At 71.3% G+C, this 22,347-nt stretch carries 22 protein-coding genes; 12 read left to right on the forward strand and 10 right to left on the reverse strand.

What is annotated here, in order from left to right; all coding sequences use genetic code 11:
• A complete protein-coding gene (locus tag ABGB12_RS23880) occupies positions 1–1,401 on the reverse strand; it encodes an AarF/UbiB family protein (protein ID WP_347681557.1) in 1,401 nt (466 codons plus the stop codon).
• 105 nt (positions 1,402–1,506) lie between these two features.
• Here ABGB12_RS23880 and ABGB12_RS23885 point away from each other — a divergent pair, with 105 nt between their 5' ends.
• Both ABGB12_RS23885 and ABGB12_RS23890 read left to right on the forward strand, forming a co-directional pair.
• Entirely contained in the window at positions 1,507–2,973 is a 1,467-nt protein-coding gene (locus ABGB12_RS23885) for an AarF/UbiB family protein (protein WP_347681559.1), read from the forward strand.
• 19 nt (positions 2,974–2,992) lie between these two features.
• Positions 2,993–3,385, forward strand: coding sequence for a hypothetical protein (locus tag ABGB12_RS23890; RefSeq protein ID WP_347681561.1), 393 nt, complete (start codon positions 2,993–2,995; stop codon positions 3,383–3,385).
• Positions 3,386–3,426: 41 nt separating this feature from the next.
• Here the strand turns inward: ABGB12_RS23890 and ABGB12_RS23895 are convergent, their stop codons facing one another.
• Positions 3,427–4,020, reverse strand: a complete 594-nt coding sequence (locus ABGB12_RS23895) for a TetR/AcrR family transcriptional regulator (protein WP_347681563.1) — start codon at positions 4,018–4,020, stop codon at positions 3,427–3,429.
• Positions 4,021–4,152: 132 nt separating this feature from the next.
• Here ABGB12_RS23895 and ABGB12_RS23900 point away from each other — a divergent pair, with 132 nt between their 5' ends.
• Positions 4,153–5,160, forward strand: a complete 1,008-nt coding sequence (locus ABGB12_RS23900; RefSeq protein WP_347681565.1) for a carboxymuconolactone decarboxylase family protein — start codon at positions 4,153–4,155, stop codon at positions 5,158–5,160.
• The gene (locus ABGB12_RS23905; protein WP_347681567.1) at positions 5,160–5,513 is read left to right on the forward strand and encodes a hypothetical protein; all 354 of its coding nucleotides are present in this window, start codon (positions 5,160–5,162) and stop codon (positions 5,511–5,513) included. The genes ABGB12_RS23900 and ABGB12_RS23905 overlap by 1 nt, the downstream gene beginning before the upstream one ends.
• A 43-nt stretch (positions 5,514–5,556) precedes the next feature.
• Here ABGB12_RS23905 and ABGB12_RS23910 read toward each other — a convergent pair whose 3' ends face one another.
• Complete coding sequence (locus ABGB12_RS23910; protein WP_347681569.1) at positions 5,557–6,204, reverse strand: TetR/AcrR family transcriptional regulator; 648 nt, start codon at positions 6,202–6,204, stop codon at positions 5,557–5,559.
• Positions 6,205–6,302: 98 nt separating this feature from the next.
• On the opposite strand from ABGB12_RS23910, the gene ABGB12_RS23915 reads away from it, so the two are divergent.
• Positions 6,303–6,923, forward strand: a complete 621-nt coding sequence (locus ABGB12_RS23915; protein WP_347681571.1) for a helix-turn-helix domain-containing protein — start codon at positions 6,303–6,305, stop codon at positions 6,921–6,923.
• Between the two features lie 89 nt (positions 6,924–7,012).
• On the opposite strand, the gene ABGB12_RS23920 is transcribed toward ABGB12_RS23915, so the two are convergent.
• Positions 7,013–7,603 (reverse strand): helix-turn-helix domain-containing protein, encoded by a 591-nt coding sequence (locus ABGB12_RS23920; protein WP_347681573.1) that lies wholly within the window; start codon positions 7,601–7,603, stop codon positions 7,013–7,015.
• 141 nt (positions 7,604–7,744) lie between these two features.
• Here ABGB12_RS23920 and ABGB12_RS23925 point away from each other — a divergent pair, with 141 nt between their 5' ends.
• Positions 7,745–8,698, forward strand: coding sequence for a chlorophyllase (locus ABGB12_RS23925; RefSeq protein WP_347681575.1), 954 nt, complete (start codon positions 7,745–7,747; stop codon positions 8,696–8,698).
• Here the strand turns inward: ABGB12_RS23925 and ABGB12_RS23930 are convergent.
• The 3 genes from ABGB12_RS23930 to ABGB12_RS23940 are packed head-to-tail and all read right to left on the reverse strand — an operon-like array spanning position 8,695 to position 11,752.
• Complete coding sequence (locus tag ABGB12_RS23930; RefSeq protein ID WP_347681577.1) at positions 8,695–9,615, reverse strand: MBL fold metallo-hydrolase; 921 nt, start codon at positions 9,613–9,615, stop codon at positions 8,695–8,697. The two genes, ABGB12_RS23925 and ABGB12_RS23930, sit on opposite strands and share 4 nt — an antisense overlap.
• Complete coding sequence (locus ABGB12_RS23935) at positions 9,612–10,289, reverse strand: dienelactone hydrolase family protein (protein ID WP_347681579.1); 678 nt, start codon at positions 10,287–10,289, stop codon at positions 9,612–9,614. Before ABGB12_RS23935 ends, ABGB12_RS23930 begins: the two co-directional genes overlap by 4 nt.
• A gap of 32 nt (positions 10,290–10,321) precedes the next feature.
• Positions 10,322–11,752 (reverse strand): NAD(P)/FAD-dependent oxidoreductase, encoded by a 1,431-nt coding sequence (locus ABGB12_RS23940; RefSeq protein WP_347681581.1) that lies wholly within the window; start codon positions 11,750–11,752, stop codon positions 10,322–10,324.
• An 86-nt stretch (positions 11,753–11,838) separates the two neighbouring features.
• On the opposite strand from ABGB12_RS23940, the gene ABGB12_RS23945 reads away from it, so the two are divergent.
• Positions 11,839–12,486, forward strand: a complete 648-nt coding sequence (locus ABGB12_RS23945; protein WP_347681583.1) for a TetR/AcrR family transcriptional regulator — start codon at positions 11,839–11,841, stop codon at positions 12,484–12,486.
• Positions 12,487–12,514: 28 nt separating this feature from the next.
• Positions 12,515–13,360, forward strand: coding sequence for an SDR family NAD(P)-dependent oxidoreductase (locus tag ABGB12_RS23950; protein ID WP_347681585.1), 846 nt, complete (start codon positions 12,515–12,517; stop codon positions 13,358–13,360).
• A 15-nt stretch (positions 13,361–13,375) separates the two neighbouring features.
• Here ABGB12_RS23950 and ABGB12_RS23955 read toward each other — a convergent pair whose 3' ends face one another.
• A complete protein-coding gene (locus tag ABGB12_RS23955; protein WP_347681587.1) occupies positions 13,376–13,996 on the reverse strand; it encodes a 4'-phosphopantetheinyl transferase superfamily protein in 621 nt (206 codons plus the stop codon).
• Positions 13,997–14,066: 70 nt separating this feature from the next.
• Here ABGB12_RS23955 and ABGB12_RS23960 point away from each other — a divergent pair, with 70 nt between their 5' ends.
• The 3 genes from ABGB12_RS23960 to ABGB12_RS23970 are packed head-to-tail and all read left to right on the forward strand — an operon-like array spanning position 14,067 to position 18,294.
• On the forward strand, positions 14,067–15,659 hold the full coding sequence (locus ABGB12_RS23960; protein WP_347681589.1) for a serine/threonine-protein kinase: 1,593 nt from the start codon (positions 14,067–14,069) through the stop codon (positions 15,657–15,659).
• The gene (locus ABGB12_RS23965; protein WP_347681591.1) at positions 15,656–17,113 is read left to right on the forward strand and encodes an FG-GAP repeat protein; all 1,458 of its coding nucleotides are present in this window, start codon (positions 15,656–15,658) and stop codon (positions 17,111–17,113) included. Before ABGB12_RS23960 ends, ABGB12_RS23965 begins: the two co-directional genes overlap by 4 nt.
• Before the next feature lie 17 nt (positions 17,114–17,130).
• Positions 17,131–18,294 (forward strand): PQQ-dependent sugar dehydrogenase, encoded by a 1,164-nt coding sequence (locus ABGB12_RS23970; protein WP_347681593.1) that lies wholly within the window; start codon positions 17,131–17,133, stop codon positions 18,292–18,294.
• A gap of 317 nt (positions 18,295–18,611) precedes the next feature.
• Here the strand turns inward: ABGB12_RS23970 and ABGB12_RS23975 are convergent, their stop codons facing one another.
• Positions 18,612–19,421 (reverse strand): hypothetical protein, encoded by an 810-nt coding sequence (locus tag ABGB12_RS23975; protein WP_347681595.1) that lies wholly within the window; start codon positions 19,419–19,421, stop codon positions 18,612–18,614.
• A 58-nt stretch (positions 19,422–19,479) separates the two neighbouring features.
• Here ABGB12_RS23975 and ABGB12_RS23980 point away from each other — a divergent pair, with 58 nt between their 5' ends.
• Positions 19,480–20,985, forward strand: coding sequence for an ATP-dependent DNA ligase (locus ABGB12_RS23980; protein ID WP_347681597.1), 1,506 nt, complete (start codon positions 19,480–19,482; stop codon positions 20,983–20,985).
• 7 nt (positions 20,986–20,992) lie between these two features.
• Here the strand turns inward: ABGB12_RS23980 and ABGB12_RS23985 are convergent, their stop codons facing one another.
• Entirely contained in the window at positions 20,993–22,282 is a 1,290-nt protein-coding gene (locus tag ABGB12_RS23985; protein ID WP_347681599.1) for a site-2 protease family protein, read from the reverse strand.
• Between the last annotated feature and the right edge of the window lie 65 nt (positions 22,283–22,347).

Genomic DNA, 22,347 nt, shown 5'->3' on the forward strand with positions numbered 1-22,347 from the left:
TCAGGGGGAGGCGGGCTCCGCCGCCTCCAGCTCGGCCATCGCGGCCTGGTACCGCTCGGGGAAGACGTTCTTGGCCAGAGCGACGTCCCCGAAGATGACCCAGTCGGGGGCCAGCTCCTTGGAGTACCGCTCGAAGTACAGGAACTGCTTGCTGACCAGGACGAGCTCCTGGGGCGAGTCGACCTGGTACTGCTTGGCCATGTCCAGGACCAGGCCGATGGTCTTGCCGAGGCTGATGCCCGCCATGCCGGACTGGAGGATGGGGCCGAAGATCAGCTGCAGCCGCATCGCGATCTCCTCGTCCGTGCCGATGCCCTCGGGGATCATGCCCAGGGCCCGGTAGTGCGGGACCATCCGGCCGAAGTCCGCGTCGAACATGCCGGTGTAGAACATGTCCTTCATCAGCTCGCGCCAGGGCCCCTCGACCTCGCCCATGATGCCGAAGTCCAGGTAGCACATCCGGCCGTCGTCCAGCAGCCAGAGGTTGCCGGCGTGCAGGTCGCCGTGGAAGACGCCGCGCAGCAGCGCCGACTCCACCCAGACCTTGACGCCCCGGCGCAGCAGCTCCGCGCCGTCCACGTCGCGTTCCTTGATCTCGGCGAACTCGTCCAGCGGGATGCCGTACATGCGCTCCATGCAGATGACCTGCGGTCCGCAGTAGTCCCAGTAGATCTCCGGGACCGCCACGTCGTGGTTGTCGCCGAAGTCGTGCAGGTGCTCGCGGAACTCGTGCTGGCGCTTGGCCTCCAGCGCGCTGTTGAGCTCCTGGAAGGTGACGGAGTGCAGATCGGCGACGGCGGCGGAGGGCTTCATCACCCGGATGTTCTCGAAGAGCCGCTCCAGCAGCCGGATGGTGGCGTAGGCCACCCGCAGGTCGGTCGCCATGGTGCGGCTGATGTTCGGGCGTTGCACCTTGAGCACCGCCTCCCGGCCGTCGGGCAGCACGCAGGCGTGCACCTGGCCGATGGAGGCCGCCGACAGCGGCTCGGGGTCGAAGCTCTTGAAGATCTGCTCGGGCGGCGCGCCGAGGCTCTCGACGATGACCTGGCGGACCTGCTCGATGCCGATCGGCTTGACCGCGTACAGGCAGCGCATGGCGGCGTCGGCCAGCGGCTTGGGGAAGAGGCCGGGCGAGGACGCGATGACCTGGCCGAGCTTCACGAAGGTGGGGCCGAGCCGCTCGAAGGCGTCGACGACCCCGCGGGAGGCCGCCGCCTTCCAGTTCTTCTCGCCCCGGCGCACCAGCCATTTCGCCAGCTGCAGGAGCACATGGAACGTCAGCGTCGCCAGGACCACCACCATCCGGCCCGGATCCCGCCAGGTGAGTTTCTTCAGCGGAGGCGATTCGACACGTAGGTCCGCCGCGGAAGGTCCGTCTGCGTACGGGCCACGAAATGTCATGCCTGCCTCCACGAGATGTAAGAGAAGTCACTGGAAAGCTAGCTCATTGCGACAAAACCGTCGATATGTTGCACGTCACTCCGCGCGTTGGCTAGTGTCCATGGCATGGCCTCTGAGACTCCCGCCCCCAGCCTGGTGACGGCCGCGCGAAGCTCCGCGTGGGTGAACGGGCAGCCCGGCCTCGTCGAGGAGGTCGAACGCTGGGCCCGCGCCCGGCGCTTCCGCGACGCCGCCCTCGACGAGCACGCCCGCGCCTGGGCCAGTCCCGGCCCCCCGTCGCTGACCCGGCTCGCCCGGCACGCCCTGGCCGTCCCGGCCGGGCAGGCGCGCTGGGCGGTACGCCGGCTGCCCGGCATGGTGCTGGACGGGCTGCTGTACCGCGACCCCCCGGAGGAGCTGCTCAGGGCCGCCGCCACCGCCTGGGTCCGGGACCAGTTCGAGTCCCTCGGCCCCTCCGGCGCGGAGCTGGCCCGGCTGGTGGAGCAGAGCGAGGGCATCGCCCCCTCCCTCCTGGTCGACCGGCTGCGCAAGGAGCCCCTCCTCCCGCAGCCGATCCCGGCCGCGCAGGTGTGGCGCCTGCTGGGCCGCGCCTTCCCCGGCCGGGTGCACGCGGTGGAGGACGAGCCGTTCGCCGTCTCGCCGCTCAGCCAGCTCCACAAGGCGACCCTGGACGACGGGCGCGAGGTGCTCTTCCGCGTCGCCCGTCCCGGCGTGCGCGAGGGCCTCCTGCACGATCTGCGGCTGGCCGCGACCCTGCTGGGGCCGGCCGAGCTGGTCCCGCGGCTGCGCGCGGTCCGCCCGCTCTCCGTCCTGCGCTCCACCGCCCGGCAGACCATCGAGCACACCGACCTGCGCAACGACGCCCTGAACACCGTCGAACTCGGCCTGCTGCTGGAGACCGGGCCGGCCGCGGGGCTCACGCTCGCCCGCCCGGTCCCGGAGTTCGCCGCCGAGCAGGCCGTCGCCTTCGAGCACGCCGAGGGCGCCGTCCCCCTCGCCGAGGGGCTCGACCGGATCGAGGGCAGGACCGCGGTCCCCGCCCTGATGAAGCTCATCGTGGAGAGCGCGCTGGCCGACGGCGTCTTCCACGCCGACCTGCGGCCGGAGCACCTGCTGGTGCTGCCCGACGGCTCGTTGTCCCTGGTCGGCTGCAGCGCGGCCGGGCGGCTGGACCGGCAACTGCGCCTGGCCTTCCTCGACTACGTCACCGCCCTGTTCGGCGGCGACTTCGCCGGGCAGGTCGACGCCATGGTCCGGCTGGGCGCGGTGCCCGGGTCCATGGACCCGGTCGCGCTGGCCGAGCTGGAGGAGGACCTGCGCGCGGCCCCGGAGCTGTCCCCGCTGCGGCTGATGCGCGACGGCGGGGCCGCCGGGCCGGTCCTGCTGTCCATCGCGGCGCGGCACGGGCTCCAGGTTCCGACGGGGTTGCTGCAATGGTTCCGGGCCCTCTTGACCTACCGGGCCCTGACTCGGCATCTTGTCCCAGATATGCCGTTCGCCCAGGCACTTCTTCCGTTGCTGCCCCGCCTGGGCGAGATCAACAAACGTCTTCGCCGAGACACCGTCGTCTGACATCCCTCAAGGAGGCCCAGTGGCCAAGCACGTGTTCCTGTCCAACGGTTGGCTCGACGCCGTGGAGGCCCTGCGGCCTGAATGGCCCGAGTCCCCGGCCGAGGTCAAGGGCCTTCTGATCAACCTGATCATCACCGGTGGCCCCGACGGGGACGTGCGGGTGCACGCCGACTCCGGCATCGTCGAGCGCGGCCTGCACCCGGACGCCGCCACGACCGTGACGGTGCCCTACCCGGTGGCCGAGCGCCTCTACGTCCAGAACGACCCGTCGCTGGTGATGAGCTCGATCATGTCCGGCGAGCTCACCATCGAGGGCGACTCCGCCCAGGTCATGTCGATGATCAACGTGCAGGGCGAGCCCACCCCCGAGCAGCTGGCCTTCCAGAAGAAGATCCAGGCCATCACCGCCTGAGCCGACCGGTCCGGGGGGCACCCCCCGGACCTCCGCCCCGCTCAGGGAGTGAGGGCCGGGACGAGCAGCTCCGCCAGGAAGCCGCGCAGCGGCATGCGGGGCGGGGAGACCATCACCGTGATGGCGATCCGGGCCAGCCAGTCGGCGAGGATCGCCGGATCCCGGTCGGCGATGACCCCGGCCCGGACGGTCAGCCCGATGAGCGGGGCGATGCGGTCGGAGATCTCCTGGAAGAACTGGGGGATGCCGTCGGCCAGCAGGTCGCCGAGCAGTTCGCGCTCGTCGGTGAGCATCTTGTGCACCACCGGGTGGGCCAGCGCCTCCTCCACGACGGTCGCCAGCAGCTCGATGGCCGCTTCCGGACCGCTCAGCCCGACCACCCGCGCGGGCAGCCCGGCGAGGATGCGGTACATCTCGCGGGAGACCAGCAGCCGCGTGGCCTGCTCGACGTTGCCGACCTGCCGGTAGACCGTGGTGCGGTTGACGCCCAGTTCCCGCGCGATGTCCTGGACGGAGGTGCGGCCGATGCCGTAGCGGGTGAAGCAGCGGGCCGCCGCGTCCAGGTAGGGGTCGAGCGCGGGGGAGGGTCGGGGCGGAAGTCCCGGGGTCCGGTTCGCCTGCCCTGACTTCACCATGCCTAGCACTCCCTCCCAAAGTGCAACAATGCTACATCTTTGTTGCAACCTGCTGCGTTGTACCGTGTGTGATCTGAGTGGCCCGTAACGGTCTCCGCCGGACCCCCGGAGGACCCGACGCCAGGAGCGCCGATGAACGCTGGAGAACGGCTGGCGGCTTCCCCCCGCTGGCGGCACGCCGTCCCGCCCCGGATCCCTCCCGGCGGCCTCGCCGAACTCGGCCCGCGCACCTGGCTGATGGCCAGGGCGATGTCGCTGGCCGCCGGAACCGAGGGGGCCCGGCTGTTCGACCTGCCCGGACGCGACCCCCGGCTGATGCGCCGGTACCTGCGCTTCGCCTCCTCGATCGTGCTCCTGGGCAGGCTGGAGCGCGCGGACGTCGAACTCGTCACGCTGCGGACCGCCTGGAACATCGGCGCCTGGTACGAGTTCTCCCACCACATCGTGCTCTCCCGGCTGAGCGGCCTGTCGATCGACTCGGTGGAGCGGGTCGCCGACGGCCCCGAGGCGGACGGCTGGAACCCGCGCCAGGTCGCCCTGCTGCGCGCCGCCGACGAGCTCCACGCCCGGCGGGCGATCAGCGAGCCCACCCTCGCCGAACTGCGCACCTTCCTCGACCAGTCGCGGCTGGTGGAGCTGTGCATGCTCGTCGGCCACTACGACATGCTCGGCATGTTCCTCAAGACCGCCGGCGCCGTGCCCGAGCCGGGCGCCTGGGAGCGCGGGCCGTTCTCCTGGCTGCGCTCCCCCGACGACTCCGACCGGCTCGCCCCGCCGTGGCTCCCCGCGCTCAACAAGCGCCTCACCAACCGCGTCCAGGGACTGTGGGCCCCCTACCTGCCCCCGTACGCGGTGATCGTGCACCGGGGGCGCGTCTCCGGCCGGGAGTACCGCACGCCCGTCGTGGCCGTTCGCTCGGGCCGCTTCCTCTTCGTCGCCCTGCCGTACGGCGACCGGACGGACTGGGTGCGCAACCTGCTCGCCACGGGCAGGGGCGGAGTCGAGCGGCTCGGCCGGCTGCACCGCGTCTCCCGGATCCGCGTCACCGACGTCCCCACCGCGGGGGAGATCGTGCCGCGCCGCGCCCGCCGCGTCCTGGGCCTGACGAAGATACTCGTCGCCGAGTTCGAGGAGTCCTGATGCCCCACGCCATCGAGGTCATCGGCCGGCACCCCCGGCTGCTGTGGCCGTGGCTGTCCTTCTGGGTGCCGACCTACCGGCGCGGCGGCCTCCCCCGGGAGGACGTCGCGCTCGTCCTGCGGCGCACCGCACGCCACACCGACCTGTACGCCGGTCTCCGGGAGGAGGAGGGGCTGGACGACCGGCAGCGGCTGCTGCTGGCCGCCGTGGACGAGCTGTGCGCCGACCGGATGATCTCCGACGACACCTGGTCGGCGCTCTCGGACTTCTACAGCCCCCGGCAGTTGTCCGTGCTGTGCTTCATCGTGGGCAACAGGGCCACCCTCTCGATGGTGTCGAACACCTTCGACTGAGTTCTTGAATCCCGGGGGACGACCCCCGGACCCCCGCGAGAGCTCAGTGCTTGGGCTCGAACAGCGGCGCGAGGTTGGCCACGAACGCACGGATGATCGGGTACTGCTCCTGGGGCGGCATGCCGCGCAGCCCGAGGATCGGGTCGACCCCGTCGTAGTAGGGGGCGAGCGCCAGATGGGGCAGCACCAGCATGAGCAGCGCGGTCGCCGCGTCGTCGTCGAGGTCGGACCGGACTTCGCCGCGCTCCCGCCAGACCTTGGTGAGCGGCGGTATCGTCCGCATGTAGTAGTGGTTGGACGGTTTGCGCACCAGCGCGCGCACCGCGTTGTCGATCTCCAGATTGATCGCGGCGGTCACCCCCCGCTCCAGGGGGTGCTCGGCGAAGTAGTCGGCCCACATGCAGCACACGTCGCCCAGCCAGTGGGTGAAGGACTGGTCGAAGTCGCTGGTCGCGATCCGGCGTTCCATCTCGTCGTGGATCCGGCGCGCGGTCTCCTCCGCCACGTAGGTGAAGAACTCCAGCTTGTCCTCGAAGTACTGGAACAGCGAGCCCTTGGCGATGTCGGCCTCGCGCGCGATGGTGTTGAGGCTGCCGGTCGAGTACCCGTGCGTGCCGAACTCCCGCTGGGCGGCCTCGAGGATGCGCTCGCGCTTGACCGGGTTGAGCCGGAACCAGGTTGACGTAGGCATTTGACGGTCATCTTAGTGGCCGCCCGGCCCGGACGGTCCCGGGGCGGAGGCGCCAGACTACCGGACCGGATTCTAGAATCTTGCTCTAGAATTTCTCCATGACCGATTCATCGGCGGCGTCACCGCCCTCCCCGCCGAGCCGGGCCAGGGTGGGCGCCCAGTGGGCCAGGGCCGACGCCACCCGGCAGGCCCTGCTGACGGCCGCCCGCGAGGTCTTCGCCGAGCGCGGTTACGAGGCGGCGGGCATCGCCGAGATCGTCGAGCGGTCCGGCATCAGCGTCGGCAGCCTCTACCACCACTACGGCGGCAAGGCCGGGCTCTACCTGGCGCTGTGGGAGGACTACACCGCCGAGCAGGAGCGCCGCGCCACCCGGGCGGTCAAGCGGGCCAGGTCCGAGGGGGTCGGAGACCCGATCGCCCTGTTCATCCTGGGCGCCCGCGCCTTCCTCGAGGTCTGCTGGGAGCAGCGCCACACCAGCAGGCTGTTCTCCGGCGGCGAGGGCCCGGCCGGGTTCGGGCTGATGCGCCGCCGCCGGGTCCGCCAGTGGATCCAGCAGAACACCAAGCTCCTCGGCGAGCAGGAGTCCAGCATGCTCGCGCTGATCCTCACCACGGTCATGGGCGAGGCCGGCCGCGAGGTCGCCGTCGCCGAGTCCGACGCCGAGGCCGCCGCCCTCATCGACGAGGTCGCCGGCATCCTCGGCCGCCTGGCCCGCTGACCGGCGCGGCGCTCGGCCGTCCGACGCCGTCGCCACTCGCGTCGTCGCCGTCCGCCCCGAGGCGCCGCGGCCCGCGCCGGCGCTGCGGGTCAGTGCGGTCGGCGTAGTCCTGCGATGAGGAGCTCGACCAGCCGGCGCGCGTCGTAGCGGGGGTCGTCGTCCGCGCCTATGCAGAGGTTCCCGACGCCGCGCATGAGCTCGTAGGCCTCCAGATCGGACCGGATCTCGCCGGAGGCGGCCGCGGCGTCGAGGAGCCGGGCGCACACGGGCAGGAGCCGGTCGAGGAAGTAGGCGTGCAACGCCTCGAAGGCGGTGTCGTCGGACCGCAGCACGGCGGCGAGCCCGTGCTTGGTGACGAGGAAGTCCACGAAGAGGCCGATCCACCGCCCCAGTGCCGCGTGAGGGGTCGGGCCGGCCTCCAGCAGGGCCGGGCCGGCCTCGGCGCAGGCCTCGATCTGGTGCCGGTAGACGGCGATGATGAGATCCGCCCGCGTCGGGAAGTGGCGGTAGATCGTCGCCGTCCCGACACCGGCCCTGGCCGCGATGTCGCGCACCGGCGCCTCCACGCCCGACTCGACGAAGACCGCTGCGGCCGCGTCGAGCAGCGCCTCCTGGTTGCGCCGGGCGTCAGCCCGTCTGGGCCGGGCCGTACGCCCCGCGTCCGGGTCACCGTCGTTCACCGCGCCGTTCCCTCCGTGATCACGCTTGCTAAACGGGACAACGTTCCGTATCGTCGAAACGGGACAAGGTTCCGCTTCTCCATGATGGCAGAGCGCGACCACGATGACCAGCCACGCTTCACCTGTGATGGAGGCACCCGTATGTCTGAATCGAGCACGGCGACCGCCCGGTCGATCACGAGCGCGCCCGCTCCGGTCGTATCCGTGAAGCCGGTCGTGCTGTCCGCCCCGGGCCGCGGCGAGGATCTTCAGGTCCGGGTGTCCGCGCCCGCGACCGGACACGACCTGCCCGTCATCGTCTTCTCACACGGCCACGGCTGGTCGATGGACGGCTACGCCCCGCTGGCGGACTTCTGGGCCGCTCACGGCTTCGCGGTCCTGCAGCCCACCCATCTCGACTCCAGGACGCTCGGCCTCCCCGCCGACGATCCCCGCACGCCGCTGATCTGGCGTTGGCGGGTCGACGACCTGAAGCGCGTCCTCGACCACGTCGACCTCCTGGAAGCCGCCGTGCCGGGCCTCGGCGGGCGCCTCGACCGGAACCGCGTCGCCGTGGCCGGGCACTCCTGGGGAGCCCAGACGGCGAGCATGCTGCTGGGCGCGCGGGTCCTCGATCCCGAGGGCGTACCGGGGGAGGACATGTCCGACCCGCGGGTCAAGGCGGGTGTGCTGTTCGCCTTGCCCGGCCGGGGCGGAGACGACCTGACCCCGTTCGCGGCCGAGCACCTCCCCTTCATGCACCCGTCCTTCGACGGCATGACCACGCCGGCTCTCGTGGTCGCGGGGGACCGGGACCAGTCCATGCTGTCCGTTCGGGGGCCGGACTGGTTCACCGACCCGTACTTCCTGAGCCCGGGGGACAAGAGCCTGCTGACCCTGTTCGGGGCGGAGCACGCGTTCGGCGGGATCCCCGGATACGAGGTCGCGGAGACGACCGACGAGAGCCCCGAACGGGTCGCTCTGATCCAGCGGCTCACCTGGGCCTTCCTTCGCAGCGCCCTCTACCCCGGGGACCCGAGCTGGCCCGCGGCGTGCTCCGCGCTGGAGGAGGACCCCCACCCGCTGGGACGGGTGCGGAGCAAGTCGCGGAGTTAGCCGCCGAGCCGGGGCGTGCGCACCTGGAACTCCCCCGACACCCGGGCCACCTCCTCGACGAACCCGGTGAGGTCGACGTCCGGGGCGAAGCCCTGGGGCGCCTCCAGCGGGCGGAAGAAGTCGTCGAAGTGGGTGGGGACCACCCACTTCGGGGAGAGCAGGGTCAGTGCCCGCTCCGTGTACCGGTCGGAGAACTGGCGGCCGGCGATCCCGCACAGGAACACGTCGACGTCGCGGTGGCGTACCGCCTCGTCGATCATCTCGGCCGAGCCCTGGTGGTAGAAGGAGACCCCCGCGACCTCGATGTGGAAGGCCCAGGTCCGCCCGCACCGGTAGGCGCGGGGGAACAACCCGTCCAGGTGCTCGCAGGTGAGCTCGCCGCCCATCGGCACCTTCACGCCCAGCGTGATCTTCGAGTGCAGGCTGGGGATCAGTGAGAACCGGAACGGCCCGGCCTCGTAGAGGCGGTACGGCTCGGCGTCGACCGACTGCCCGGCCAGCCCGTGCAGGCCCATCAGATGGTGCATGGACCGCGAGCCGTAGACCGTCGCGCCCGTCCGGCGGGCGATCTCCGGGACGTCCAGGGCGTGGTCGAAGTGCGTGTGCCCGACGAGCACCGCGTCCGCCCGCCTGATCCAGGCGTCCAGCGCCGCCTCGGAGGGCCGCACCACCTGGCGGGAGAGCATCTCGCGCAGGGGCATCCGGGTGACGTACGGGTCGATGAGCAGGTCGAACCCCTGGTACGACAGCACGAACCCGGCGGTGCCCAGCCAGGAGACGTCCAGCCCGTGCGGCAGCCCCTCGCCCTCCCAGACGAGGTTCGCCACGGTCTCGTGGTCGGCGCGGTCCCGGCTGCCCCGCCGCGCGTAGTAGCCCAGCGTCCGGGCCAGGTGCCGGGCCGGGGTCAGCGGGTTCACGAGGCCGCCGGAGCCAGGTGCTCGCCGAAGAAGGCGAGGATCCGGGACCAGCCGTCGGCGGAGGCCTCGGGGTCGTGGGTCATGCCCGAGACCTTCATGTAGGCGCCGCGCACACCGGTGTAGTTCTGGAAGAAGGAGTGCGACACCTCCGGGTAGACCTTGAGGTCGACGGGCGCCCCCTTGCGCTCCAGCGCCTCCCGGTACCTCTCCACGTCCGGGAGTGGGACGAGCTTGTCCTTGCCGCCGAAGCTCGCCACGACCGGGCACGGGGCGTCGAGGAGATCCTCGAACTCCTCGATCCCCCGCAGGACCCCGTAGTTGACGGACGCGGCGTCGAACACGCCGCGCCCGCCGGCCACGAGGGCGAACCTGCCGCCCATGCAGAAGCCCATCACGCCGACCCGCCCGGTGCAGTCCGGACGGGCCGTCAGCTCGTCGCGCGCCTGCCGGATCCGGTCGTAGACCGGCCCCTCGTCGCGCATCAGCCCGCGGAAGACCTGCTGGACGCACCTGCCCCGCCGGTACAGGGAAGGGGCGTGGGCCAGGTACCCGTTCTCCGCCAGGTGGTCGCAGACCCGGCGCAGCTCGGCGGTGAGCCCGAAGGCGTCCTGGAGGACGACCACGCCCGGGAAGGGGCCCTTCCCCTGCGGGACCGACAGATGACCTTCGTGCATGGAGCCTCCTGCGAGGGACGGGCCGCCGACGACTAGCGCAGAATGTACTCCTCCGGGTTCGCCTTGCGGCTGCTCGCCCAGTACTCGAAGGTGAATCCGGGCCACAGGGTGCGGTTGACGCCCTGGGAGTCCAGGTACCAGGAGTTGCAGCCGCCCTCGTTCCACACGGCCTTGCGCAGCCGCTTCTGGAGGCGGTCGTTGAAGGCGCGCATCGCCTCGGGCCTCGGCTCGATCGTGGTGGCCTTGTTCTCCGACAGCAGCCGCAGGCAGCTGAGGATGTGCGCGACCTGCACCTCGATCATGAAGACGATGGAGCTGTGGCCCAGGCCGGTGTTGGGGCCGACCAGGATGAAGTAGTTGGGGAATCCCGGCACGGTGACGCCGTGGTGGGCCTCGATGCCGTCCGCCCAGGCCTCCTGGATCTTCTGGCCGCCGCGTCCCGTGACGTTCCAGTGCTCCATGGCGTCCACGACCTGGAAGCCGGTGCCGTAGATGATCGCGTCGACCTCGATCTCCTCGCCGGTGGAGGTGACGACCGAGTGCGGGCGGATCTCGGCGACGCCGTCGGTGACCAGGTCGACGTTGTCGCGGGTCAGCGCCGGGTACCAGTCGTTGGACAGCAGGATGCGCTTGCAGCCGATGGTGTAGTCGGGCGTGACCTTGGCGCGCAGCTCCGGGTCCTTGATCTGGCGCTTGATGTTGCGCATGGCCAGCCACTTCTGCGGCCCGGACAGCCGGGGGTCGAGCGCGAAGCCGACGGCCCTGGCCTCCAGCAGCCAGTAGACGAAGTCGCGCACGAGCCGCGGCATGCCCGGCAGCCGGTAGGCGGCGGGCATCTCGATGTCGGGCTTGGACTGGATCCAGGCGGGGGTGCGCTGGAAGACCGTCAGGTGGGCGGCCTCCTTGGCGACCTCGGGCACGAACTGGATCGCCGAGGCGCCGGTGCCGATGACCGCGACGCGCTTGCCCTTCAGGTCGTAGGAGTGGTCCCACCGCGCGGAGTGGAAGGCCCTGCCCTCGAACGTCTCCATGCCGGGGATCTCGGGGAAGCTCGGCACGTGCAGCGCGCCCACTCCTGAGACCACGGCGCGGGGCCGCAGCACGCCCTCGGAGGTGGTGACGGCCCAGCGCTCGGTCTTCTCGTCGTACTCGCTGGACTCGACCTTCACCCCGAAGCGGATGTGCTTCATGATCCCGTACTTCTCGGCGCAGTGCACGAGGTAGTGCTGGATCTCCGGCTGCGGCGCGAACAGCCGCGTCCACTTGCTGTTGAGTTCGAAGGAGTAGGAGTACAGCGGGGACGGCACGTCGCAGGCGCACCCGGGGTAGGTGTTCTCCCACCAGGTGCCGCCGAGGTCCTCGTCCTTCTCCAGGATCACGAAGTCGTCGTATCCGGCCTTGCGGAGCTGGATGCCCATGCACAGGCCGGCGAAGCCCGCTCCGATGATGACGATCTGGCTCATGAACCCGCTCTCCTCTTATTGGCTCCGCCGTATGTTACCGCGAGTAAGTTACCCCGGGTAAGTTACCGATGGTAGAGTACGGTCCTGTGACGCCGAACACCAAGGCCCCCGTCCGCCGCAAGCGCATGTCCCGCGCCGAGCGGGAGAGCCAGATGCTCGAGGTGGCCGAGGAGGTCTTCGCCGAGCAGGGCTACCGCGCCACCTCCATGGAGGAGATCGCCGAGCGCTGCGGCGTCTCCAAGCCGATGCTGTACGAGCACTTCGGCTCCAAGGACGGGCTGCTGCTGGCCATCCTGGCCATCCTGGCCCGAGCCAGGGCCGAACTGCACCATGTCACCAGCGAGGCGATGGCCTTGGGCCGCGACCCGCTCGACGTCCTGTACCGCGGCCTGGTCGCCTACTACTCCTTCACCCGCGACCACAGCCGGTCGTTCGCCCTGCTCATGCACGAGCCCATGGCGCTGCCCGACGCCACCATCGAGGCGATCGAGGACGTGCGCCGCCAGCAGCACGGCCTCATCGCCCCGGTCCTGGCCTCTCAAGCCCCGCACCTCGACCCCGTCCAGGTCGAGGCCTACACCGAGATCATCATCGGCGCGTGCGAGCGCATCTCGTTGTGGTGCACCCGCCGCCCCGAGATCACCCCCGAAGAGGCGACCCGGTACACCCTGGACCTCTGCTGGAGCGGACTCAGCGGAACAATCAACCCGGAAAATGACATTTCCGGCTCCTGACCCACACCGTCATCGAGGAGGCACGGGCGTGAAGGACTTCCGGAACAGGACCGCGGTGGTGACCGGGGCCGCGAGCGGCTTCGGCCTGGTGACGTCGCTGGCCCTGGCCGAACGCGGGATGAACGTCATCGCCGCGGACATCGACCTCGAAGGCGCCGAGCGGACCGCCGTCCGGGCCAAGGCGCTGGGCGGAGGCGGGTCCGCCTACCGGGTGGACGTGGCCGACACCGCCGCCATGGAGGAGTTCGCCGCGGCGGTCGCCGAGGCCCACGGCGTGCCCGACCTGGTGGTCAACAACGCGGGCATCGCGGTGATGGGCCCGTTCCTGGAGACCACCGCCGAGGACTGGGACGCGATCATCGGGGTGAACCTGACGGGCGTGGTCAACGGCTCCCGGATCTTCGGCCGGCAGATGGCCGAACGCAACCGGTCCCTGCCCAAGGCCCGGCGCACCGGGCACATCGTCAACATCGCCTCGGCCGCCTCCTACCAGCCGGTCCGCTCCCTGCCCTCCTACTGCACCACCAAGGCGGCGGTGCGGATGCTCAGCGAGTGCATGCGCGCCGACCTGGCCCGGGACGGCATCGGGGTGAGCTGCATCTGCCCCGGCTTCAGCGGCACGAACATCGCGAAGAACACCCGGATGGCCTCTGGCCTCTCCGAGGAGAAGGCTGCCAGGATCAAGAGGTGGAGCGAGGTCGGGCTCCGGCTGCGCCGCTACCCGCCGGAGAAGGTCGCCGCCCGCATCGTCAAGGCGATCGAGCGCAACGAGGCGGTGGTCTCCATCAACTTCGAGGGGCACCTGTCCCACCTGGTGTCCCGGGTGTCGCCTTCGCTGGGCCGGCTCATCGCCCGCGCCCCCGCCCCGTTCTGACCGTCCGACCGGCCCTCAGGGCAGGATCAACGCGATCGCCGCGGCGTAGGCCGGGTCGGGCTCCAGGTCACGGAGCCTCACCCGGCCCGCGAGATCCGGCCTGCCGCGCCAGTCCAGCAGCGCGGCGGGCTCGTCGGCCCCCGAGACGGTCAGGTCGGTCATGGGCACCCGCAGGCCGTCCCCCGTCGCCTTGAGCAGCGCCTCCTTGCGCGTCCAGTAGACGTGCAGGTCGCCGGGCGGCTCCCCCGCCGAACGCACATGGGAGTCCAGCTCGTCCATCGGCCGTCCCCGCTCCTCCACGTCCAGCCCGACCGGGACCTCGGCGACGGCCACCCCCACCAGCGCGCCCGAGTGGCTGACCGACAGATGAAGGCCCGGGTAGAGCGGCCGCCCGTGCGGAGCCCCGCAGTCCGGGCAGGTGCGGTCCAGGACGACGCGCTCCGGCGGCAGCCCCGTCCGCCGCGCCACCTCCCCCTTGGTGAGGTTCACTCCCAGGGTGAACCGCCTGCGGTCGTCCTCCCTCAGGTAGCGCTCCCGCCGGGCCAGCTCCGTCCCGTCCAGCAGCTCCAGCGCCGCGGCCTCCGCGGAATCGATGCGCCCCCACCTGACACTGTTTCCGAACTCCGGATCACCCATGGCCATCAAAATACGAGATAACGTGATGCCGAAGGTCGGCGCATCGGGGACTTATCTCTGGGAGTCCGGGTTGCACAACGATCAGCCGCCGGGCGGGACGCAGCCGCTTGCGGCCTCCGACCCGCGCTCCGTGGGCGCGTACACGATCATCGGTAAGCTCGGCGCGGGCGGGATGGGCGCCGTCTACCTGGGCCGCGGCCCCGGCGGTGCGCCCGTGGCGGTCAAGATGATCCGCGACGAGCTGGGCGTGGACCCGGGATTCCGGGCCCGCTTCGAGCGGGAGGTCGCCTCGGCCGAGCGCGTCGCCTCGTTCTGCACCGCGGCGGTGCTCGACCACGGGACGCACGAGGGGCAGCCGTACCTCGTCACCGAGTACATCGAGGGCCCCACGCTGCTCGCCCAGGTGCTGGAGCGCGGCCCGCTGTCGGCGGGCACCCTGCAGGGCTTCGCGGTCGGCGTCGCCATGGCGCTGAACGCCATCCACGGGGCGGGGCTGGTGCACCGCGACCTCAAGCCCTCCAACGTGATCCTGTCGGTCTCCGGCCCCCGGGTCATCGACTTCGGCATCGCCAGGGCCCAGGACTCCGGCACCGGCATCACCCGCACCAACCAGCTCATCGGCAGCCCCGGCTGGATCGCGCCGGAACAGCTCATGGCCGATCGGACCACCACCGCCGTGGACATCTACACCTGGGGCTGCCTCGTCGCCTTCGCGGCCCGCGGACGGCACCCGTTCGGCGGCGGAGAGCCGATCGCGATGGCCTCCCGGATGCTGCACGGTGAGCCGGAGCTCGACGGGGTGCCCGAGCCGCTGCTCGGGCTGGTCCGCGCCGCCCTGAACAAGGACCCGCTCCAGCGGCCCACCGCCCAGCAGCTCCTGCTGGCGCTGACCGGCGGATCCCCCCAGAGCCTGGACGACCAGGCCACCCGGGTGGTGGAGCAGAACTGGCAGGCCCCTCCGCCCGGCCCCGCCCCGGTGACCCACCCGTCCGGCGGTCCGGGCCTCCAGGAGCAGATGCGGCCGGACCTGTTCCGGCCCGGTCCGCCGGTGGTCCCGTATCCGGAAGCCCAGCAGACGAAGCCGCCCGCCCTGGCCGAGAACCGGAAGGGCCCCCGCACGGTCGTCGCGCTGTCGGGGGTGCTGGGCACGCTGCTGGTCGCGACCGCCCTGGTCTTCCTGTTCGACCTCGACGACCTCGGCGGGGACAAGGACCTCGGCTTCGCCCCCCCGAAGATCACCAACCCCCTGGACAAGGCCGGTTTCAAGAAGATCGACCTCGACGACGAGACCGATGTGGGCCGCGGCGTCACCGACGCGGGCGCGGAGTTCACCGTCGGCGTGCCCCGCTGCGGCGGCGAGTCCTACCAGGGCGCGACCGCCGCGAAGGACACCGAACTGTGCCTGGTGCCGCTGACCATACGCAATCCGTCGTTCCAGGACGACACCCAGCGGGTGTTCCGCAAGAGCCAGGTGCTGGTGACCGAGAAGGGCACGGTCGACACGACGGAGATCAGCGGGGGCTTCCTCAACAACGCGCCCTCGGTGCCGCCGGGCGGCCAGATCGCCGGTGAGCTGCTGTTCGCCGTCCCCAAGGGGGCCGACCCGGTCTCCGTGAAGCTTTACGGGGCCGACGGCTCCCCGGGCATCGAGGTGAAGCTGTGAAGAAGTGGAAGCTGACCGGAGCGGGGGCCCTGGGCGGCTGCGCGCTGCTGGCCGCCGCGTTCCTGATCCCGGCGAGCCCGGCGGGCGCGGCCTCCTGCGGGCAGGCCGCACGGGCCGACTTCAACGGGGACGGGCGTGACGACTTCGCGATCGGCGACGCCAAGGCCACCATCGGGGACGCCGTCGCCGCGGGCCAGGTGACCGTCCTCTACGGCGGAGACAAGCCGGGCCGGGGCGAGCTCGTCCCCCTGGCCCACGAGGCCCAGACGGGCGCGGGCTTCGGCTACTCGATCACGACCGGGCACCTCAACGCCGACGGATGCCTCGACCTGGTCGTCGGCTCCCCCTGGGCGGACGGGGGCACGGGCCGCGTCCAGTTGTTCCTCGGCTCGCCCAAGGGCCTCACCCCGGGGGCGGTGCTCAAGCCCTCGCGCGCCACCCGCACCTTCGGCTGGTCGGTGGCCACCGCGGCCGGAACCGGCCCGGACGGCGCCACCATCGCGGTCGGCGCGCCCTACGAGGAGGTCAAGGGCAGGCCGTCCGCGGGCGCGGTGCACCTGTTCGCCCTCGACGCGCAGACCGGGATCGCCCGGCAGAGCGTCATCGACCAGGACGACGAGCGAGCCGAGGGCATCGCGGAGGCAGGCGACCTGTTCGGCTGGGCGGTGGCCCTCGGCCGGATCCGGGGCGACGCCGACCGGCACGACCTGATCGTCAGCGAGCCCGGCGAGGACGTCGCGGGGCAGAGCACCGACGCCGGCTCCTTCAGCGTGATCGAGGACGTGTTCACCGGCCGCGTGTCCAAGGGCGAGCACTGGCACTACGACAATCTGGGGATCGGCGCGCCCACCCCGGGCGGGAACATCGGCTGGAGCCTGGCCCACCTCCAGGAGGGGGGCACCTCGTATGTGGCCGTCGGCGTCCCCGGGCAGACCGTCGACGGCAAGGAGCGCGCCGGCAGGGTCGTCCTGCTCACCTCCACCGGCGACAGGCTGAAGTCCCCGCGGGTCATCGAGCAGAACCGCGACAAGAAGCCCTACATCGAGGCCGGCGACCGCTACGGCTGGGCCCTCGCGCTGGCCGGGAACGACGTGACGGGGGACGGCGTCCACCTCGCGGTCGGGGTGCCCCACGACGGCCCCGGCACGGGGAGCAACACGGAGACCGGCTGGGTCCATCTGGTGCCGCTCACCCGGCCCGACAAGGCCCTGCTCATCGACGTGCTCAACGCCGATCCCAACGTTCCGGGCGACCCGGGAGCCTACGAGCACTTCGGCTGGTCCGTCGCGTTCACCACCGGCGCGCTGCTGATCGGGGTCCCCGACGACCGTCAGGAGCCCTCCGGCTCGCTGATCGTCCGCCCGTTGAAGGACGGCGACGCCGTCCAGATCGTCCCTGATTCGGAGAATGACGAGACCGATTTCGGCGGGGCACTGGCGGGCGCACCCGGCTGAGCGCCGATGATCGGAGTATGCACAGATCCTTCTGGTTCGTCTCGGTGGCGGCGGCGGGCGTCCTGCTCGCCGCCTGCTCCGGGGAAGAACGTGTGACCGAGAGCCCCTCGTCCGAGGTCTCCACGAGCCCCCGGCAGGCCGGGCCCGGCAAGGTGAGGCTCGCCGAGCTGGCCGAGGTCGAGCAGCCCACCGGGATGGCCGTCCGCAAGGGCGACCCGGCCCTGTACGTCATCGAGCAGCCCGGGCGGGTCCGCACGATCCGCGACGGGAAGCTCGCCCCCGAGCCCGTCCTGGACCTCACCTCGATGGTCGGCAGCGGAGGCGAGCGGGGCCTGCTCGGCATCGCCTTCTCCCCCGACGGCAAGTACGTCTACCTCGACTACACGGCCGAGAACGGCACCATCACCGTCGTGGAGTACCCCGTGCAGGGCGACGGCTCGGTGCGCGCGGCGGGCCGGAGGGTGCTGCTGGAGCAGCCGCATCCGCGGAGCAACCACAACGGCGGCCAGCTGGCCTTCGGCCCCGACGGCCACCTGTACATCAGCCTCGGGGACGGGGGCGGAGCGGGCGATCCCGACGACAACGGGCAGAACCTGGGCAGTCTGCTGGGCAAGATCCTGCGGATCGACCCGCGCGGCGGCGAGCCCTACAAGGTCCCCGCGGACAACCCGTTCGCCGGCAGGGCCGGGGCGAGGCCCGAGATCTGGGCGTACGGGCTGCGCAACCCGTGGCGGTTCTCCTTCGACCGGGAGACCGGCGACCTGTGGATCGGCGACGTCGGCCAGGACGACTGGGAGGAGGTCGACTTCCAGCCGGCCTCGTCCCGGGGCGGGGAGAACTACGGCTGGCCGCTGCGCGAGGGCAGCCACGAGTTCCGTTCCGGGCAGCGGGCCGGGGTCGTCCCCATTCACGAGTACAAGCTTCACCAGAACAACGAGTGCTCGGTCATCGGCGGTTACGTGTACCGGGGCGAAAGGCTGACGGGGCTGAAGGGGAACTACGTCTACGCCGACTTCTGCGCGGGCTGGGTGAAGTCCTTCGGGCAGGTCGGGGGAAAGGCCCGCGACCACCGCACGCTGCTGGAGGGCCTCAGCAACGTGTCGGCGTTCGGCCAGGACGGCTCCGGCGAACTCTACGTGCTCAGCCTGAACGGCCAGATCTACCGGATGGAGCCGGCCTGAACATTCCCGGCTCCAAAACGGCGGCGGCCGGCGAGAAATCACCGGCCGCCGCCGAATTCACCTGTCGCCCCCTGCGCCTAAGCCCAGGACACCCCGGCCTCATTGACGGCCATGCCCTTCGCCTCCTCGTACGTACTGGTCATCACGTACTAACCAGTATCTTGCGTAACCAAACCCATGCATTGCGTGGTCAACACCCATAACATGGCGATTGCCCGGCAATATCACGGGGGGTAAGGCTCAATACTACCCACAAAACCGACCAATCGGGCCGATTGATTTTCTACCAATAAGTAACCGCGACCGGGTCGACCTCGTCAGGAGTAGGAGCGCAGCGCCTCCTCGGCCACTTTCCGCGCCCCTTCGAGGCACGCGCTCTGCTCTTCCTGGGGTTTCTCGTCATAGGTCCTGCTGTAACTGACGGTGATGATCACATTCCGTACCCGCACCTCGACGCGGGCCGTCGTCATACGCGGTTCCCCGACATCGGAGTACACCCGCCTAAACGCCTCCTCGCCAAGCCCCGGAACCCTTTCGAGAAGCAGCGTTTTTGTGATCTTGTCTTCTTTCTGCTGTTCGTAGTCCTTATTGAACGACCATTTGGCGATACTGATCGGATCCATATCGCCGGTCGTCTCCCCCAACCGCGTCTCCAGCCTCAGATAACGGAAATCGTCTCCGCCGCCTCCGCTGTACCCGCACGAACCGGCGCGGGAGCCGCCGTACTCCTCCGCCTCTCCCCCGGGCACCCATTTGAGGAAGACCGCCTTCGGGACGCTCTCGCACACCTTCTTCGGCAGCTCCGTCAGCAGCCCCCCGCCGGAGTCCGCCGTTGGAGAGGACGCGGACGGCTCCGGCGCGGCCGTCTCACTCGGCTCGGCCGTGCTCCCCTCGCTCGGCCCGGGGTCCGGCTCCGCGGGGCCGGACGCCGGGTCCTCCCGCTCCGAGGTCAGGGTCGGCATCGCGCCCTCCCGCGGGGAGCCGTCGAAGAACAGCGGAACCGCGAAGAACACGGCCCCCGCCGCCAGCAGGAAGGAGACGAGCGCCACCTGCCAGCCACGCGGCCGCCAGCGGCTCGGCTCCGGCGGTTCCGGAGGCGAATAGACCCGGTCGAAATCAGCTCGCACGCCTCGAAAGTACGGACCCTGACGGTGGTTTGTCAGTACCTCGAACGATGATGAAAGTGTGTTGCTCGCCGATCTCGCCGCCGCCTGGCGATCCGTGGCCGCCTCCTCCGCGCGGAGGGAGAAGACCGCGCTCATCGCCGCCTGCCTGCGCGACGCCGGGCCCGGCGAGGCCCCCCTGGTGGTGCACTACCTCGCCGGTGAACTGCCGCAACGCCAGATCGGCGTCGGCCCCGCCGCCCTCGGTGACCGGCCTCCCCCTGCCCCCTCCCCCTCCCTCACCGTCGGCCGGGTGGACGCCGCCCTCAGTGAGATCGGCGCGGTCTCCGGGCCCGGCTCGACGGCCGGGAAACGACGCCTGCTGCGCGCCCTGCTGGCCGAGGCGACCGAGCCCGAGCAGCGGTTCCTCGTTCGTCTGCTCGCCGGAGACCTCCGCCAGGGCGCGCTCGAAGGGGTGATGGCCGAGGCGGTCGCCAAGGCCGCCGGGGTGCCGCTCGCCGCCGTCCGGAGGGCCGCCATGCTCTGCGGCTCGCTCTCCGCCGTCGCCGTCGCCGCGTTGTCGGGCGGGGCCGAGGCGCTCTCCCGGTTCACGCCGCGGGTCGGGCGGCCGGTCCGGCCGATGCTCGCGGTCTCCGCCCCCTCCCTGGAGGAGGCGCTGAAAGGCGAGATGGCCGTCGAGTGGAAGATGGACGGCATCCGCGCCCAGTTGCACGTGGAGGGCCCGGAGGTCCGGGTCTTCACCCGCACCCTGGAGGAGATCACCTACCGGGTGCCCGAGGTGGTCGAGACGGTCCGCGGCCTGGGCCTGCGGTCGGCGATCCTGGACGGCGAGCTGATCGCGCTGCGCGAGGACGGGCGGCCGCACCCCTTCCAGACCACCTCCGCCCGCGCGGCCACCCGCTCCGGCGGGGGCGGCCTGTCGCTGTTCGCCTTCGACGCCCTGCACCTCGACGGCGCGGACCTCCTGGACGAGCCGGGCGCCGTCCGGCACGAGGCGCTGGCGCGGGCCCTGCCCGAGCCGCTGCGCATGCCCAGGATCGTCACCTCCGCGCTCGGCGAGGCCGAGGCGTTCTTCGCCGACGCGCTCGCCCGCGGCCACGAGGGAGTGCTGCTGAAGTCCCTGGACTCCCCCTACACGGCGGGCCGCAGGGGCGCCGGCTGGATCAAGGTCAAGCCCCGCCACACCCTCGACCTGGTGGTCCTGGCCGTCGAGCGCGGCAGCGGACGCCGCAGCGGGTGGCTGTCCAACCTCCACCTCGGCGCCCGCGACCCGCGCACCGGCGGGTTCATCATGCTCGGCAAGACGTTCAAGGGCCTGACCGACCGCATGCTGCAGTGGCAGACCGAGCGTTTCACCGAACTGAAGACCGACGACGACGGCTGGACGGTCACCGTCCGGCCCGTCCAGGTGGTGGAGGTCGCCTTCGACGGCCTGCAGCGCAGCCCGCGCTACCCCGGGGGCCTGGCGCTGAGGTTCGCCCGGGTGCTGCGCCACCGCCCCGACAAGAGCGCCGAGGAGGCCGACACCATCGACACCGTGCGCGCCCTCGCCGGGTTCGGGCCCTGATCCGGTCTCAGCCGCGCAGCCGGATCGGGTTGACCAGGTCCGCGTAGGCGATGAGCAGGCCCATGGCCAGCAGCAACACCCCCACCACGTAGGTGAGCGGCAGCGCCTTGGCCACGTCCACGGGGCCGGGGGCGGGCCTGCCCGCCAGCCGGGCGAAGGCGCGTTTGAGGCCCTCCCACAGGGAGCCCGCGATGTTTCCGCCGTCCAGGGGCAGCAGCGGGATCAGGTTGAAGGCGGCGAGGCCGAAGTTCAGCGAGCCCAGCACCAGCAGGAACAGGACGATCTTGTCGACGGCCTCGGCGTCGGCGGCCATCACCTCGCCGCCGATCCGGCTCGCCCCGACGACGCCGACAGGGCTGTCGAGCTCCCGTTCCGCGCCGCGGAAGGAAGCGTCCCAGATCCCCGCCATCTTCCCCGGCAGGGTCGCGAACGCCGCCAGCGTGCCGGTCGTCATGTCGCCCATGAGCGCCAGCACGTCGAGCGGACCCTGCCGGACGTACTCCTGGACGGGGGTGATGCCCAGGAAACCCGCGGTGACCGTCCCGGAACGCCCGTCCAGCGCGGACACCCGGCTGGCGATCAGGGTGGGGGTGAGCACGAGCTCCCGTCCGTCACGGCGGACCTCCAGCGGTACCTGACGACCCGCGGAGTCGCGCACCAGCCGCTGGAACCTCTCGTACCGGGTTACCGGCACGCCGTCGAAGGAGACGATCTCGTCGCCGGGCCGCAGCCCTGCCCGCGCGGCGGGCGTCGGCGGGTCGCCCGGGCCGCACTCCCGGGCCGCCTGGGCGGCGGGGACGACGCACTTCGCGACCGTCGCGACCGTCATGGTCGGCTCCTTGGAGCCGAAGCCCATGAGCGCGGCGCCCAGCAGCACGAGCGCCAGGAAGAGGTTCATCAGCGGGCCCGCGAGGGAGATCAGCGCCTTCTGCCACCACTTCTTGGCGTAGAAGACGCGGTCGCCGTCCTCGGGTCCGACCTCCTCCAGCGCCTCCTTGCGCGCCGAGTCGATCAGCTGCCCGAACCTGCCCGTCGAGGAGCGCCGGAGCCTCCCCTCGGGGTCCTCGGGGCGCGGCGGCAGCATGCCGATCATCCGCACGTAACCGCCGAAGGGGATCCACTTGAACCCGTACTCGGTCTCCCCGCGCCGCCACGACCTGATCGTCGGCCCGAACCCGACCATGTACTGCGGGCAGCGCACCCCGAACCGCTTGGCCAGCAGCAGGTGCCCCAGCTCGTGGAGCGCGATCGAGACCATGAGCAGCAGGAAGAACAGCACCACACCCAGCGCGAGCACGCCGCCCCCTCCCGGTGTCCGGGCACCGCGGTGGACGGGCGCGGACGGGCTCGGGTCTACCCCCG

This window comes from Actinocorallia sp. B10E7, assembly GCF_039871655.1.
GTDB lineage: Bacteria > Actinomycetota > Actinomycetes > Streptosporangiales > Streptosporangiaceae > Actinocorallia.

Excerpts from the sequence above, each read along its gene's own strand:
- ABGB12_RS23880 (WP_347681557.1), bottom strand. The coding sequence starts at position 1,401 with ATGACATTTCGTGGCCCGTACGCAGACGGACCTTCCGCGGCGGACCTA.
- ABGB12_RS23885 (WP_347681559.1), top strand. The coding sequence starts at position 1,507 with ATGGCCTCTGAGACTCCCGCCCCCAGCCTGGTGACGGCCGCGCGAAGC.
- ABGB12_RS23895 (WP_347681563.1), bottom strand. The coding sequence starts at position 4,020 with ATGGTGAAGTCAGGGCAGGCGAACCGGACCCCGGGACTTCCGCCCCGA.
- ABGB12_RS23900 (WP_347681565.1), top strand. The coding sequence starts at position 4,153 with ATGAACGCTGGAGAACGGCTGGCGGCTTCCCCCCGCTGGCGGCACGCC.
- ABGB12_RS23905 (WP_347681567.1), top strand. The coding sequence starts at position 5,160 with ATGCCCCACGCCATCGAGGTCATCGGCCGGCACCCCCGGCTGCTGTGG.
- ABGB12_RS23910 (WP_347681569.1), bottom strand. The coding sequence starts at position 6,204 with ATGCCTACGTCAACCTGGTTCCGGCTCAACCCGGTCAAGCGCGAGCGC.
- ABGB12_RS23915 (WP_347681571.1), top strand. The coding sequence starts at position 6,303 with ATGACCGATTCATCGGCGGCGTCACCGCCCTCCCCGCCGAGCCGGGCC.
- ABGB12_RS23925 (WP_347681575.1), top strand. The coding sequence starts at position 7,745 with ATGTCTGAATCGAGCACGGCGACCGCCCGGTCGATCACGAGCGCGCCC.
- ABGB12_RS23935 (WP_347681579.1), bottom strand. The coding sequence starts at position 10,289 with ATGCACGAAGGTCATCTGTCGGTCCCGCAGGGGAAGGGCCCCTTCCCG.
- ABGB12_RS23940 (WP_347681581.1), bottom strand. The coding sequence starts at position 11,752 with ATGAGCCAGATCGTCATCATCGGAGCGGGCTTCGCCGGCCTGTGCATG.
- ABGB12_RS23955 (WP_347681587.1), bottom strand. The coding sequence starts at position 13,996 with ATGGGTGATCCGGAGTTCGGAAACAGTGTCAGGTGGGGGCGCATCGAT.
- ABGB12_RS23970 (WP_347681593.1), top strand. The coding sequence starts at position 17,131 with ATGCACAGATCCTTCTGGTTCGTCTCGGTGGCGGCGGCGGGCGTCCTG.